The organism is Chitiniphilus purpureus, assembly GCF_025642115.1.
In the GTDB taxonomy this organism is placed as follows: domain Bacteria; phylum Pseudomonadota; class Gammaproteobacteria; order Burkholderiales; family Chitinibacteraceae; genus Chitiniphilus; species Chitiniphilus purpureus.
Map to the genome: position 1 here is coordinate 3,163,107 of NZ_CP106753.1, position 14,386 is coordinate 3,177,492.

At 66.8% G+C, this 14,386-nt stretch carries 12 protein-coding genes; 7 read left to right on the forward strand and 5 right to left on the reverse strand.

The window, feature by feature from the left end; genetic code table 11:
• Positions 1-33: 33 nt before the first annotated feature.
• Positions 34-2,613, forward strand: coding sequence for an ATP-dependent chaperone ClpB (gene clpB, locus N8I74_RS14660; protein ID WP_263123851.1), 2,580 nt, complete (start codon positions 34-36; stop codon positions 2,611-2,613).
• Between the two features lie 39 nt (positions 2,614-2,652).
• Here clpB and N8I74_RS14665 read toward each other — a convergent pair whose 3' ends face one another.
• Positions 2,653-4,302, reverse strand: a complete 1,650-nt coding sequence (locus N8I74_RS14665; protein ID WP_263123852.1) for a dipeptide ABC transporter ATP-binding protein — start codon at positions 4,300-4,302, stop codon at positions 2,653-2,655.
• Between N8I74_RS14665 and N8I74_RS14670 the strand changes: the two genes are divergently transcribed.
• Positions 4,301-4,492, forward strand: a complete 192-nt coding sequence (locus N8I74_RS14670; protein WP_263123853.1) for a hypothetical protein — start codon at positions 4,301-4,303, stop codon at positions 4,490-4,492. The genes N8I74_RS14665 and N8I74_RS14670 overlap by 2 nt on opposite strands.
• Here N8I74_RS14670 and bioB read toward each other — a convergent pair.
• The gene (gene bioB / locus N8I74_RS14675; protein ID WP_263123854.1) at positions 4,480-5,472 is read right to left on the reverse strand and encodes a biotin synthase BioB; all 993 of its coding nucleotides are present in this window, start codon (positions 5,470-5,472) and stop codon (positions 4,480-4,482) included. The two genes, N8I74_RS14670 and bioB, sit on opposite strands and share 13 nt — an antisense overlap.
• Positions 5,473-5,547: 75 nt before the next feature.
• Between bioB and N8I74_RS14680 the strand changes: the two genes are divergently transcribed.
• Complete coding sequence (locus N8I74_RS14680; protein ID WP_263123855.1) at positions 5,548-6,252, forward strand: ComF family protein; 705 nt, start codon at positions 5,548-5,550, stop codon at positions 6,250-6,252.
• Between the two features lie 89 nt (positions 6,253-6,341).
• On the opposite strand, the gene N8I74_RS14685 is transcribed toward N8I74_RS14680, so the two are convergent.
• Positions 6,342-7,316 (reverse strand): helix-turn-helix transcriptional regulator, encoded by a 975-nt coding sequence (locus N8I74_RS14685; RefSeq protein WP_263123856.1) that lies wholly within the window; start codon positions 7,314-7,316, stop codon positions 6,342-6,344.
• A gap of 117 nt (positions 7,317-7,433) precedes the next feature.
• Between N8I74_RS14685 and N8I74_RS14690 the strand changes: the two genes are divergently transcribed.
• On the forward strand, positions 7,434-8,042 hold the full coding sequence (locus tag N8I74_RS14690; protein ID WP_263123857.1) for a glutathione S-transferase family protein: 609 nt from the start codon (positions 7,434-7,436) through the stop codon (positions 8,040-8,042).
• Positions 8,043-8,168: 126 nt separating this feature from the next.
• Here the strand turns inward: N8I74_RS14690 and N8I74_RS14695 are convergent, their stop codons facing one another.
• Both N8I74_RS14695 and N8I74_RS14700 read right to left on the reverse strand, forming a co-directional pair.
• Positions 8,169-10,214 (reverse strand): methyl-accepting chemotaxis protein, encoded by a 2,046-nt coding sequence (locus N8I74_RS14695; protein WP_263123858.1) that lies wholly within the window; start codon positions 10,212-10,214, stop codon positions 8,169-8,171.
• 337 nt (positions 10,215-10,551) lie between these two features.
• Positions 10,552-11,079: a hypothetical protein gene (locus N8I74_RS14700; protein WP_263123859.1), complete on the reverse strand. Its 528-nt coding sequence runs from the start codon at positions 11,077-11,079 to the stop codon at positions 10,552-10,554.
• A 431-nt stretch (positions 11,080-11,510) separates the two neighbouring features.
• Here N8I74_RS14700 and N8I74_RS14705 point away from each other — a divergent pair, with 431 nt between their 5' ends.
• Genes N8I74_RS14705 through tssA form a run of 3 tightly spaced genes read left to right on the forward strand, consistent with a single transcriptional unit; the run spans position 11,511 to position 14,298 of the window.
• A complete protein-coding gene (locus tag N8I74_RS14705) occupies positions 11,511-12,941 on the forward strand; it encodes a hypothetical protein (RefSeq protein WP_263123860.1) in 1,431 nt (476 codons plus the stop codon).
• Positions 12,938-13,201, forward strand: coding sequence for a PAAR domain-containing protein (locus N8I74_RS14710; RefSeq protein WP_263123861.1), 264 nt, complete (start codon positions 12,938-12,940; stop codon positions 13,199-13,201). Before N8I74_RS14705 ends, N8I74_RS14710 begins: the two co-directional genes overlap by 4 nt.
• 5 nt (positions 13,202-13,206) lie before the next feature.
• Positions 13,207-14,298 carry a type VI secretion system protein TssA gene (gene tssA, locus N8I74_RS14715; protein ID WP_263123862.1) on the forward strand — a complete coding sequence of 364 codons (1,092 nt, stop codon included), beginning with the start codon at positions 13,207-13,209 and terminating at the stop codon, positions 14,296-14,298.
• Positions 14,299-14,386 lie beyond the last annotated feature (88 nt).

The window sequence follows — 14,386 nt, forward strand, 5'->3', positions numbered from 1 at the left end:
GCAAAGACACTGTTTTGCGGAGGGTTTTCAGCCATGCGTTTCGACAAGCTCACGACCAAATTCCAGCAGGCGTTGGCCGACGCCCAGAGCTTGGCGCTCGGGCAAGACAATCCTTATATCGAGCCGCAGCACCTGCTGGCCGCACTGCTGGGCGACGCCGATTCGGGCGCCATTGCCCTGCTGGCGCGCGCCGGCGTCAATGTGGTGCCGCTGCAGCAGGCGCTCAAGGACGCGATCGCGCGGCTGCCCAAAGTGGAAGGCACGGGTGGCGAGATCGGCGTCTCCAAGGAGCTGGGCAACCTGCTCAACCTGGTCGACAAGGCCGCGATCAAGCGTGGCGACGCGTTCATCTCCAGCGATCTGTTCCTGTTGGCGCTGACGGACGACAAGGGCGAGACCGGGCGGCTCCTGAAGCAGCACGGCGGCAACAAGGATGCCATCGAGGCCGCCATCGACGCGGTGCGCGGCGGGGAGTCGGTCCAGAGTGCCGAGGCCGAGTCGCAGCGCGGCGCCTTGGGCAAGTACACGGTCGACCTCACCGAACGCGCCCGGGCCGGCAAGCTCGATCCGGTGATCGGCCGCGACGACGAGATCCGCCGTGCCATCCAGGTGCTGCAACGCCGTACCAAGAACAACCCGGTGCTGATCGGCGAGCCGGGCGTGGGCAAGACCGCCATCGTCGAGGGGCTGGCACAGCGCATCGTCAATGGCGAGGTGCCCGAATCGCTCAAGTCCAAGCGTGTGCTGACACTGGATCTGGCCGCGCTGCTGGCGGGCGCCAAGTATCGCGGCGAGTTCGAGGAACGGTTGAAGACCGTGCTCAACGAACTGGCCAAGGACGAGGGCAACACCATCGTCTTCATCGATGAGATCCACACACTGGTCGGCGCCGGCAAGGCCGAGGGCGCGCTGGACGCGGGCAACATGCTCAAGCCGGCACTGGCGCGAGGCGAGCTGCACTGCATCGGCGCGACCACGCTGGACGAATATCGCAAATACATCGAGAAGGACGCGGCGCTGGAGCGCCGTTTCCAGAAGGTGCTGGTGGACGAGCCCAGCGTCGAGAGCACCATCGCCATCCTGCGCGGACTGCAGGAGAAGTACGAGATCCACCACGGTGTCGACATCACCGACCCGGCCATCGTCGCCGCGGCCGAACTCTCCCATCGCTACATCACCGACCGCTTCCTGCCGGACAAGGCCATCGACCTGATCGACGAGGCGGCCAGCCGCATCAAGATGGAGATCGACTCCAAGCCCGAGGCGATGGACAAGCTCGATCGCCGGTTGATCCAGCTGAAGATCGAGCGCGAAGCGGTGAAGAAGGAAAAGGACGAGGCCTCGCAACGCCGGCTGGCGCTGATCGAGGAGGAAATCGGCCGGCTCGGCAAGGAATACTCGGACCTGGAAGAGATCTGGAAGGCCGAAAAGGCTGCCGTGCTGGGCTCGCAGTCGATCAAGGAGGAAATCGAGCAGGTGCGCAATGCCATCCAGGCGGCGCAGCGGCGAGGCGAATGGGACAAGGCGTCCGAACTGCAGTACGGCAAGCTGCCCGAACTGGAGGCCAAACTCAAGGCGGCCGAGGCCGCCGAGGGTCAGGACCGGCCCAACCGGCTGCTGCGTACCCAGGTGGGTGCCGAGGAGATCGCCGAGGTGGTCAGCCGCGCCACCGGCATTCCCGTCAGCAAGATGATGCAGGGCGAGCGCGACAAGCTGCTCAGGATGGAAGAGGCGCTGCATCGGCGCGTGGTCGGCCAGGACGAGGCGGTGCAGCTCGTCAGCGACGCCATCCGCCGTTCGCGCGCGGGGCTGGCCGATCCGAACCGGCCCTATGGCTCGTTCCTGTTCCTCGGGCCCACCGGCGTGGGCAAGACCGAGTTGACCCGCGCGCTCGCCGAGTTCCTGTTCGACACCGAGGAGCACATCGTGCGCCTCGATATGAGCGAATTCATGGAAAAGCATTCGGTGGCACGGCTGATCGGCGCGCCTCCCGGCTATGTGGGCTACGAGGAAGGCGGCTATCTCACCGAGGCGGTGCGGCGCAAGCCATACAGCGTGATCCTGCTCGATGAGGTGGAGAAGGCGCACCCGGACGTGTTCAACGTGCTGCTGCAGGTGCTGGACGACGGCCGGCTCACCGACGGGCAGGGCCGCACCGTGGACTTTCGCAACACGGTGATCGTGATGACCTCCAACCTGGGCAGTCAGCATATCCAGTTGATGGCCGGGGACGACTACCAGGTGATCAAGCTGGCGGTGCTCGGCGAGGTCAAGAGCCATTTCCGGCCCGAGTTCATCAACCGTATCGACGAGATCGTGGTCTTCCACGGGCTGGAGGCAGCGCAGATCCGCAATATCGCCCGTATCCAGCTGCAGCGCCTCACCACGCGGCTCGCACAGCTGGAGATCGACTTCGAGGCCAGCGACGCGGCGCTGGATCTGGTGGCCGATGCCGGCTTCGATCCGGTCTACGGCGCCCGCCCGCTCAAGCGCGCGATCCAGTCCGAGATCGAAAACCCGTTGTCCAGGCAGATCCTGGCCGGCGAGTTCGGCGCCAAGGATCGGATCATCGCGGACGTGGCCCAGGGCCGTATCGCCTTCAGCAAGGGCTGAACCGCTGCGCCGCCTTCTTGGCGGCGCATGTAGTGGCGCTCAGGCCGGCTGCAACAGATACTGGGATGCCGCCAGCAGCTGGCGGGTATAGGGTTGCTGCGGCGCGCCGAATACCGCTTCGAGCGGTCCGCACTCCACCACCGCGCCGTTCTGCAGCACCATCACCCGGTGTGCCAGAGCACGCACCACCGCCAGATCGTGCGTGATCAGCACGTACGACAGGCCGTGGCGCGATTGCAGTTGGGCCAGCAGCTTGAGCACCTGCAGGCCGATATGAGCATCCAGCGCCGAGGTCGGCTCATCCAGGATCAGCACTTCGGGCGCCAGCACCAGCACGCGGGCAATGGCGATGCGTTGGCGCTGGCCGCCGGAGAACGCATGCGGATAACGCGCCAGCGTCTCGGGCGGCAGCCCCACCTCCTGCAGGGCCTCGACCGCCGCGTCGCGCCGGGCCTGCGCCGAGAGTTCCGGGCGGTGGATCAGCAACCCTTCCTCGACGATCTCGCCCACGGTCATCCGGGGCGAAAGCGAGGCGAACGGATCCTGCAGCACCAGCTGGATGCGCTGGCGTGCCGCCCGCAGCCGGGCACCGTGCAAGCGGTCCAGCCGCACTTCGCCGGTCTGTGCCGACCCCAGCGTGACCTCGCCCTGTGCCTCGCGCAGCAGCCGCAGCGCAGCCATCGCCAACGTGGTCTTGCCGGAGCCGGATTCGCCGACCACGCCCAGGGTTTCGCCGCGTGCCAGCGAGAAATCGATGCCTGCCAGCGCCGGCAGCGTGCGCGCCTTGCGCCATACGCCGCCCGGTTCGCGGTAGCAGCAGCTGACGCCGCGGGCGGTCAGCGCGGCCGGGGCCGCTTCGGCAAGCGGTGGCGCCAACCGCGCCTCGCGCACCGCCAGCAAGGCCCGTGTGGCGGCATGCGCCGGTGCCGCAAAGACTTCGGCGGTGGCGCCCTGCTCCACTACCCGTCCTTCATGCATCACCGCCACCTGGTCGGCAAAACCGCGCACCAATCCCAGGTCATGCGAGATCAGCAGCAGCCCCATGCCGTCGCTGCTGGCGATTTCCTTGAGCAGGCCGAGGATCTGCAGCCGCAGGTGGGCATCGAGCGCGGTGGTGGGTTCGTCGGCGATCAGGACACGGGGCGAGCAGGCCAGCGCCATCGCGATCAGCGCACGCTGGCGCTGTCCGCCGGAAAGCTGGTGCGGATAGGCGGTGGCGCAGCGTTCAGCGACGCCATGCAGGTGGACGCGGTGCAGCAGCGCCGTCACCGCCGCCTGCAGCGCCTTGCCGCCAAGGCCGCGGTGCAGGGCCAGCGTCTCGCCGATCTGGCGCCCCACCGGGTGCAGCGGGTTGAGCGCCGACAACGGCTCCTGGAACACCATGCCCACGCCCTCGCCGCGCACCCGGCGCAATACCGGCTGGCTGGCACCGATCAATTCGCGGCCGGCAAAGCGCACGCTGCCGGCGCACTTCGCCTCCGGATCAAGCTGCAGGATGGCACGCGCGGTCACGCTCTTGCCCGAACCGGAGGCGCCGACCAGCGCCAGCGTCTGTCCCGGGTGCAGCGTGAAGGCCACCTCGTCGATCGCCGGTTGCGGCTGCCCGGGGTAGACAACGCGCAACCCGGCCACTTCAAGCAGCGGCTCGGTCTGCGCAGCGGAATGGGCAATTGGGGCTGGGTCGGGCATGGCAACCATCTTAACCGCTTTTGAGCACGCCCTTCCGTACCGTCCATTACCACCAGGACAGCGTTTGTGGCCCGCTTTGCACCTGTCGTCGGATGCCGGTGGCGGCAGGCTCACCGCCGCGCGGCAGGCAGAAAGCGGGCTGAAGGAAAGCGGCATCGCCGCTGGCGCGGCGATGGATCAGAGCGGCTGAAGATCGAGCTTGCCGAACAGGCGCTGGTCGCCTTCGACCTCCGGGTTGCCGGTGGTCAGCAGCTTGTCGCCGTAGAAGATCGAGTTGGCCCCGGCCATGAAGCACAACGCCTGCATCGCTTCGGGCATGTCGCGCCGGCCGGCGGACAGCCGCACGAACGAAGCCGGCAGCGCGATGCGTGCAACGGCGATGGTGCGGACGAACTCGGTCCAGTCCAGCGGTTCGGCATCAGCCAGTGGCGTGCCCGGCACCGGCACCAGGTTGTTGATCGGCACCGATTCGGGCTGCGGGTCCAGGTTGGCCAGCTGCGCGATCAGCGCGGCACGCTGCTCGCGCGTCTCGCCCATGCCGACGATGCCGCCAGTGCAGACGTGCAGCCCGGCGGCGCGCACCTTGCCCAAGGTATCGAGCCGGTCGTCATAGTGGCGGGTCGAGACGATGTCGGCATATTTGTCCGGTGCAGTATCGAGGTTGTGGTTGTAATAATCGAGCCCCGCCTCCTTGAGCTGCTCGGCCATGCCGTCCTTGAGCAGCCCGAAGGTGCCACAGGTTTCGAGCCCGAGTGCCTTGACCCCGGCGATCATCTGCTTGAGTTCATCCAGATCGCGCTGCTTGGGCCCGCGCCAGGCGCCCCCCATGCAGAAGCGGCTGGCGCCATTGGCCTTGGCCTGGCGCGCCGCGTCCAACACCTCGTCCACCGGCAGCAACGACTGGCTTTCCACGCCGGTATCGTAGCGCGCCGCCTGCGGGCAATAGCCGCAATCCTCGCTGCAGCCGCCGGTCTTGACCGACAGCAGCGTCGAAAGCTGTACCCGGTTGGGGTCGAAATGGGCGCGGTGCACCTGCTGCGCCTGGAACAGCAGATCATTGAACGGCAGGGCGAACAGCGCGGCGATGTCCTGTTTGGACCAATTGGCGCGTTCGGCATGGGGCGTGGCACGTTTCAGCTGGATGGTCTGCTGCGATTGCGGGGCATTCATGCACGACACCTTCGGGCGGTCTAGAAAGATGCAGCGATTGTCGGCAAGCGGCCGGCGCATTGTCAAATTACACCCATGTCCATTCTGAACAATGCCGTAGTGCGCACCCTGCTCGGCCAGCTGGCCCGGCTTGCGCCGCCGGCCGCTTGCCTGCTGTGCGGCAGTCCATGCCGCACCGGGCTTTGCCCGCCCTGCCAGACCGAGCTGCCGCTGCTGCCCCCGACACGCTGCACGGTCTGCGCCATACCCATCGGTCACGGGGGGTGCTGCGGGCGTTGCCTGGCCCGCCCGCCCGCGTTCGCCGCGACCCATGCCCGTTATGCCTACGCCGGCTGGCTTGCCAGTGCGATCCAGGCCGGCAAGTTCGGCAACCAATGGCATCTGTTTGCGCTGCTGGGCCGTGAGCTCGCCGTCCAGCTGCCCGTCCCGGCGGTCGACGGCCTGGTACCGGTGCCACTCTCGGGCACACGCCTGCGCGAACGCGGTTTCAACCAGGCGCAGGAGCTGGCCGGCGCGCTTGGCCGCCATTGGCATCTGCCGGTGCATCACGGCGCCCTGCTGCGTCGGCACGACCGCGGCCATCAGACACGGCTGGGTCGTGCGGCGCGGCGGCGCAACGTGCGCGGCGCGTTCCAGGCGCCGGCACCGTTGGCCGGCCTGACGCTGCTGCTGGTCGACGATGTGATGACGAGCGGGGCCACACTCGACGCCGCGGCACGGGCGCTGCTCGTCGCCGGCGCGGCCCGGGTGGAATGCTGCGTACTGGCCCGCACGCTGTAGCAGCCGATCCGATGTCCTTGCACAGCGGCTGCAAAGCCGGAACATCCTGCCCCCATCCGTCCGCCACCTGCCGGTCGGCGCCCCGGAACTCATCCCTCCGATGCCGCGCCCGCGAGGTAGCCGGCCAGCCGCTCGCTGGCGCGCTGCAGCCGCTCCTGCAATGCCGGGGGCGCCAGCACCTCGAACGCCACGTCCAGCGCCATCAGCCAGTACACCAGCCTGTCGAGCGCATGGGCACCCGTCTGCAGCAGGCAGCGTTCGTCGTCGACCGCTTCGAGCAGGCCGGCCGATGACGGGATGCGGCACGCCATCTGCGCGAGCGGTGCATGCAGGATCACCCGGGCCTGTTCGGAGTAAGGCGCCACGGCCAGCGACCGCGAGACGAACGCGGCCAGATCGCCTTGCCCAGGCGGGCTGCGCGGCGCGAAATGCTGGCCCGGGGTGGCCGGGCCGCTGATGCGGTCGATCCGGAAGGTGCGCCAGTCATCGCGTTCCGGGTCCCAGGCCACCAGATACCAGCGGTGATCGGTATGCACCACACCCTGTGGCTCCACGGTGCGCTGGCTGCTCCGGCCACGACTGTCGGCATAGGCGAAACGCAGCTGCAGCTGGTCGCGGCAGGCGGCGGCCACGGTCGCAAGCAGATTGGCCTCGACGGTGGGGCCGATGGACTCCAGCGGCAGGATGGCCGAACGCAAGGCATCGGTACGGCGGCGCAGCGGCGCCGGCATCACATGTTCGAGCTTGACCAGGGCACGCAGCGCCGACTCCGCGATCCCCTCCACCGTGCCCGTCGTGGCCGTATGCAGCGCGATGGCAACCGCCAGCGCCTCTTCGTCGTCCAGCAACAGCGGCGGGAGCGCCTGGCCGGGCCGGAAGGCATAGCCGCCGGCCACGCCGCTGCTTGCCTGGATGGGATAACCCAACTGCCGCAGCCGATCGATATCGCGACGCAGCGTGCGGGGGTGCACCTGCAAGCGCTCGGCAAGCTCCGCGCCGGCCCAATGGCGGCGGGTCTGCAGCAATGACAACAGGCGTAGCAGGCGGGTGGAAGCTTGGAGCATGGCGGGCTTGTCGATCGAGGACAGAATCTGTCCGCAAGGCAGTGTACAGTGGGTCCATTGCCGATGCCATGCCAGGCCCCGGTCTTGATTCCCACCCCATGCAAAAGGAGCATCCCCATGTCGATCACCCTGTACTGGCATCCCCAATCCAGCGCCACCCCGGTCGCCTGCGCCCTCGTCGAACTGGAGGTACCGCATGAACGCGTCAAGGTCGATATCAGGGCCGGCGAACAACGCCGCCCGGAATACCTGGCGCTGAACCCCAATGGCAAGGTCCCGACCCTGGTCGTGGATGGCGCGCCGATGTTCGAGACACTGGCAATCCAGCTGTGGCTGGGCGAGCACTACGGTGTGGCGCGCGGGTTGTGGCCCGAGGCGGGGACGCCCGAGCGCCAGCAGGCGATGTCGTGGTGCGCCTGGTCCTACGTGACCTACGGTGCAGTCCTGGTACGGTTGCAGGTCGCCACCATGGGCGACGAGGCGCTGCGGAGCGAAACCCATGCCGCTGCGGCACGCAAGGGATTGGGCGAGTTGCTCGGGCTGCTGGATGCGCGTCTGGCCGGCCAGCCCTGGATGCTCGGCAGCACCTATTCGCTGGTCGATCTGGTGGTGGGTTCGGTGATCGGCTACAGCGCCTATCTGGGCGCCCCGGTCGCCGCCTATCCGCAGGTGCAAAGCTGGCTGGAACGGGTGCAAGCGCGCCCGGCGATGCAGATCGACGCCTGAGGACACGGGCGCGCCGGCAGGTCGACGCGCCGTCGGGGTCCGGACGCAGCCGGCGCGCAACTGCGCCGGTTGCGGGCACCCCTGCCGATTGCCGTCGTACCCTGGCTTGGCTGTTCCCCAGGTGGCTCAGCGCTGGCGTGTGCCATCAGCAAGCCGGAAATGATCGACCAGGGCCAGCAGTTGCGTGCTTGCGGCCTGCATCTGCCCGGTCAACTGCGCGTTGGCTTGCGCATGCTGCGCGTTCTGCCCTGCCATGACGGCAATCTGCTCGGTATTGCCGGCCACATTCAGGCTTGCCTGGTGCTGCTCCTTCATCGCGCTGTCGATCTGTGCCGCCGCAACGTGCTCCTTGACGCTGTTCTCACGGATGGAGGCCAGCGCCTGTGTCGCCTCGCCGATGCGCAGCGTGCCACGCTGCATTTCACTGCGCGCTCCGGCCATGCCCTGGACAGCCCGCCCGGTATCCTCGCTGATCCGGCCGACCAGCGTGCTGATCTCCTGGGTCGCGACCGCAGTGCGCTCGGCAAGCTTGCGCACTTCATCGGCAACCACGGCAAAGCCGCGACCCTGCTCGCCGGCCCGCGCCGCCTCGATGGCGGCGTTCAGCGCCAGCAGGTTGGTCTGGTCGGCAATGGCGCGTATGGTCTGGACGATGCGGCCGATCTCGTCACTGTGCCCCTGCATCACGTCGATGCGTCCGCCCAACGCTTCGATATCGCCCTCCAGCTCCCGGATCTCGGACAGCACCGAGCGCATGGTCTCCTCCCCCTTGACCACCTCGGCTTCGGCCGAATACGCCTGTTCGGCTGCTGTTGCGGCATTGGCGGCCACGCTGGCGATGCTGACCGTGATCTGCTCGATCGCCGCAGCCATGCTTGACGATGCAGTCAATTGCTCTTGCGAGCGCGCCAGGATCTGGTGCGCGTTGGTGTCAAGCTGCTGCGTGGAATCGTTGATTCCGGCACTGGTCTGTCTGATCTGCCGGATCACCCCGGCAAGCGACCTGGCCATCTCATTGAAACTGGCCGCCACCGCAGCCAGCTCGTCGCGGGTATCAAGGTCGATGCGAATCCCCAGATCGCCGCCGGCCATGGCGGCGCTGTCACGGCACAGCCGGTCGACCGCCTGCTTGATCGAAAGATAGACACCGGCCATGCAATACGCGGCCGCAGCAAAAAGCAACAGGCTCAACCCGATCGCGACAGCGCGGTCCCGTTGGTATGCAGCAAGACGCGGCTGCAGTTCGCTGTCGACCACCCCGCCCAGCTCGACGGTAAAGGCATTGATCTGCGCGATCAGCGCGCTCAGTGTCGCGAAATACTGTTGCGGGTCGATCTGCAATGATGCGCTGTAGTTGAAATTGCGGTCGATCCAGTCGGCACGGCCAGCGATGTCCTGGATCAATTGCCGCGCCGGCTGCGCCAGGCGCTGCGATTGCCGCCCTTCCCCCTGCATGGCGCGGCCAAGCTTGTCCTGCATGGCGTGGGCCAGATACCGCAACTGTGCCGACAACGCATGCAGGTCGGCCTGGTCGGCCACCTCGGCGGTGCCGGCAATCGCGATGCGGCTGCCGGCACCGCGGGCCTGCGCGGCGATTTCCGCCAAAGGCAGCAACGTCGTGAAATAGAGGTCCTGCAGATAATAGGTTTCCTCCTCGGGATCAAGCGACAGCGTCGAGTGCTGGGCAATGTCGTTGGCAAGCGAAAGCGCCAGTTGCAGCATGGCCGTATGGCTGGCGAAATTCTGCTGCGCACGCCGGGTCCGCCAACTGCTCAGCTCACTTTCGAGCCGGAGCCGGAATCGCTGCCAGTGTGCCCGCACCGCAACGCGTTCCTCGTGCTGGCGCAACAGCGACTCGAACCGGCCGATATCCGCTGCAAGCTGCTGCTCGGTCTTCGCAATGGCCGCGGCAAAGCCGCTGTTTCCCTGCAAATAGCCGGTGCTCAATCCACGGTGGCGCTGGCTGGCCTCGATGATGCGTACGAACTGCGTTGCCAGCACCAGACCGGCGCGTTCGCGCTCGATGGTTTCGATATCCCTGGCGTAGCCGTTGCTGAGCGTGGCAAGTACATAGACCATCGGCACCAGCACGATCAGCGCGATCAATCCGAATTTGTACGGAAAGCGCAGTTGCATCATGGCGCGGGTGGCCGGATTCAATAACTTGGGCATGGCAAAGCCTCGCTGATGCGGCCATCCAGCCTAGGACACGCGCTCCGTGCTTATCGAGGCAAACCGATGGATGTACGGTCCGGACCATGGCAGGCACAGGGAGCCGGACGGCATGCGGACTGTCGCCCGGAGCCGGAAGACCCTTGGCGCCGCTGGCAAAACCCGGCGCAGCGGTTCCGGCAAACAGGGCAAAGCACCCTGAACAGCAAGGCATCGGCTTTCCTTCGGGTGCCGACTGTACCGGTGATACGGCAAGTGAGCGCGGTGCAGCCAAGCGGGGTGTTATCAATGCCTCCTGCAGCGACAGGCGTGCAGCCTTGCATTTTTCCTGCCAGGCTCAGCGCGCAATCAGGCGGATTTCCATCACGCCGGCCATGGTGTCGTAGTAGAAATAATCCGATTTATTTTCGGCAAGCCACGGAATACGCCTTCTGGCATTGGCCGGCATATGGCAAAACACGCTTTCACCATCGCCAATGCAACTGGCGTGATGCACGGCCCCCTGCGGCCATCCCATTTTCCTCCAGAACGATTTGATCTCATCGGAATCAAGCCGATCCAGACGCCAGCCCAGGCTATCGCCATGCACGAAGAGCGTAAATACATCGGCACTTTCCTGTTCTATGGTCCAGACCGGCTCGCCTTCCCGTTCGGTGAATTGATGCCCGAATACCCCGAGCGGCGGATCGGCCAATGCCAATACCGGGGCAATCAGAATTGCTGCAACCACCCTGCTTGCAATTGAACGCATAGGCTGACTCTTATTCAGGATTTCTTGTGCTGGCCGGCCTTCCACCCAGGGAACCGGAAAAGACCGGAGCGGATTAAAGCGGTTTCCGATCGGCCTGACAAGCAACCCATTCATTTGATTTGCATCGGCTATTCACCCAATGACAATTGCCCTGGCGAACCCGAGGCCCGCACCGTATCAGCCACAGCCCATACGGTGATTGTTGCAGCGACATAAAACGGCAATTGGATTTGTACAAACGCAATTGCTGCAGACCTTCGGCAAACCGCCTTGGCGCGCAATCGGCACTGGCCTATCGGCTCCCGGGCAAAGCCCGCGCTGGATGACCGCGGTGCCCTGCCTCAGGCCAGACGCACCGGCCAGCAGGGTGCAGCAACGGCAGGCCGCAGCGTGCATGAGGACAGCGCCCGCTGCCGGAGCGGATGGCAGGTGGCATTGCATCGGACCGCTGCCATCGCTGCCGGATGGTGAATGACAGCGGCAATGGGGATAGAATGGCGGCTTGGTTTCTGTCAGCAAAGATCAAGCAACGTAAGCTTATCGGCATGATTTTCAATTCCCTGCTTCTTGGTGGGCTGAGCGGCATCTGGTGGGCCCTGTTGTGGTTCGCACTGCCGGTCGACCTGCGGCAATTGCCGGTGCCTGCACTGGCCGCGTTGCACCTCCTGCCACCGCTCGCCGGTTTCGCCGGCTGGCGTTTCTGGCAACGCCACCGTGCGGCCGCACAAGCGGCGGCGGCCCAGGCCGCGCTCGACGCGCAGGCGGCCGAGCAGGCCGCCAAGATCGATGCGGCTCGCAGCGCACACGAGGCCGAGCTCAAGCAGCGCCGTGCCTACGTGGAATGCCGCGGTGCCTGGATTTCGTCCACCAGTGCCGTCCCGGCATGGTTCCAGGGCGATCCGGCCCATTGTGCGGTGCTGCAGGACGACGCGGCCAACGCCGCCGGGGTGGGCAGGGAGACGGCCCTGGGCCCGTCGTTGCGCGAGACGCTCACCTTCGCGTTGGGACAAAGCGCTGCGCTGGCCTGGCTGCCACTCTACCTGCTGCCCAGCCGCGATCTGGACGGCACTGCCCAGCTCGAGCTTGCCAGAAGCGCGTGGCAGGCGGCCATTGCCGCGACCGGCCTTGCGCATGCCCCGGCGCAGCCGGACTGCAAGTTCCTGCCAGGGGCGGACACGGTGGCAGACCGGGTGATCGCCCTGTTCAACAATGATCCGACACTGCCGGCGCTGCTGCTGGCCGCCCCCGATTCCCCACTGGCCGACCGCATGCCGGACGACGAGGACGACGGGACACAGCAACCCGACAGGTTGGCAGGTGCTCCGGGCCACGCCGTGGTCGTGCTGCTGTTCACCCGTCCCGGTCTGGCCACGCGGGACACGGCAGTGCCGCAGGACGACATCGAACGCGATCCCTACCAGCCCTATTGGGAGCAGGATCAGGACAGCGAAGCGGCCCTGGTCGGCTGGGGCAGGGTGCCGCCGCCGCTGCACGGCTCGTTGCTGGCGTTGCCGGCGCTGGCGCGACTGCATCAGGCGCGTACGCTGTACCGCAGTGGCGGCCTTGGCCGCGGCAACGCACTTGCCCGGCAGATCCAGGGATTGCTCGAAGGCGCGCTGATCAACGCCGAGCTGCGTGATCTGCCGTTCGATCAGAACGATGCCAAGGCGGCCGAACCGCTGGAGATCGGCTGGCTGGCCCACAACAGTGGCGGCATCGACACCGGCGGCAGCCGCTTGGCGGCGCTTGCCGCGGCGCTGCAGTACTTCGGCTGCGAAATCAATCCGGTGGGCGAAGCCAGCAATACCGTGGTGGAATACGGCGACGTCGGCGCGGCACGCGGGCCGCTTCTGCTGGCGATGGCGCTGCTGCGCGCAGCACAGCTGTCGCTACCGACGGTAGCGGCCGAATTCGAAGGTGATGATTTCGTCGGGGTCGGGATCATCCGCCCGGCGCTTGCAGGAGAAGCAGCATGAAACGCGTGATACGGCTGGGCGATCCGACCAGCCACGGCGGGGTCGTGGTCAGCGCATCCCCGGGCATGGTCATCATGGGCAAGGCAGTGGCACGGGTCGGCGACACAGTCTCCTGCCCGGTGCCGGGCCACGGCTCGACGGTGATCGTCGAAGGCGACCCGGACTGGCTGGTCGACGGCAAGCCGGTGGCGCTGGACGGGCACAAGACCAGTTGCGGCGCATCGTTGATCGCAACCGTGCCCAACGTGGAACGAGGCTGAAGCGCATGGACCAGGCAAGACAGGACAAACTCGAGCATCTGCTGGCACCGCTGCCCGGTGCCAATCCGGCCGGCGAGGATCTGGGTTATTCACCGCTGTTCGACCAGATCCGCGAAGCGCGACGCGCGGACGACCCGGCGCTCTCGCAGGGTGACTGGGCCGCCTCGCTCAAGACCGCCGACTGGCCCAAGGCCAGAAAGCTGTGCGAGGACGCGCTGACCAGCCAGAGCAAGGATCTGCAGCTGGGGGTCTGGTATACCGAGGCGCTGACCAAGCTAGAAGGCTTCGAAGGGCTGGGATTCGGGCTGCGCTTTTTGACCGGACTGCTCGAACGCTACTGGGAGACCGGCTATCCCGAGCTCGACCCGGACGATCTGGATGAGCGGGTCGGCAAGCTCGAATGGCTGAACATCCAGCTGGGCCAGGCGATCCGCCGGGTGCCGATCACCATGCAACAGCATGGCGGCTACGACTGGTACCGCTGGCAGGAATCGCGCGATGTGGAAAACCTGGGGCTGCGCGACAGCGAGGCGCGCGAGCGCGCGCTGGCCGAGGGCAAGCTCTCGGGCGAGGCGTTCGACAAGAGCGCGCAGTATTCGGGCGTGACCTGGTTCCAGAAACTGAGCGCCCAACTGGCCGACGCGCGCGAGGCCTATCTGGCGCTCGATCGCAGGAGCGACGAGCGCTTCGGCCATTCCGCCCCCAACCTGTCGGAGATCCGCGATGCGCTCGCCGCCACCGGCGACGTGGTCAACCGGCTGCTCGAACAGCACGGCGGCCGCGCCACGCCGGCAGCAGCCGAGCCCACCGGGAGCGTGCCGGCCGGCGGGGCCGCCATGGCCGCGACGCCTGCAGCGCCCACCGCCGCCATCACGGTGGCAGCCGGCCCCATCACCAGCCGTGCCGATGCCATCCGCCAGTTGCGCGAAGTGGCGCGGTTCTTCCGCAACAACGAGCCGCACAGCCCTGTCGCCCTCTTGGCCGAACGCGCCGCCAAATGGGCCGAGATGCCGCTGGAGGACTGGTTGCAGACCGTGATCAAGGACGACTCGACCCTGGGCCAGCTGCGCGAACTGCTGGATTTCCGGCAGCCATGAAAAACGGCCCCGCGGGGCCGTTTTTCATGGGGCAGTGCCAACCCGGGACGGTCATTCCAAGCGGCGCGCATAGCGCGCCATCCTGCGT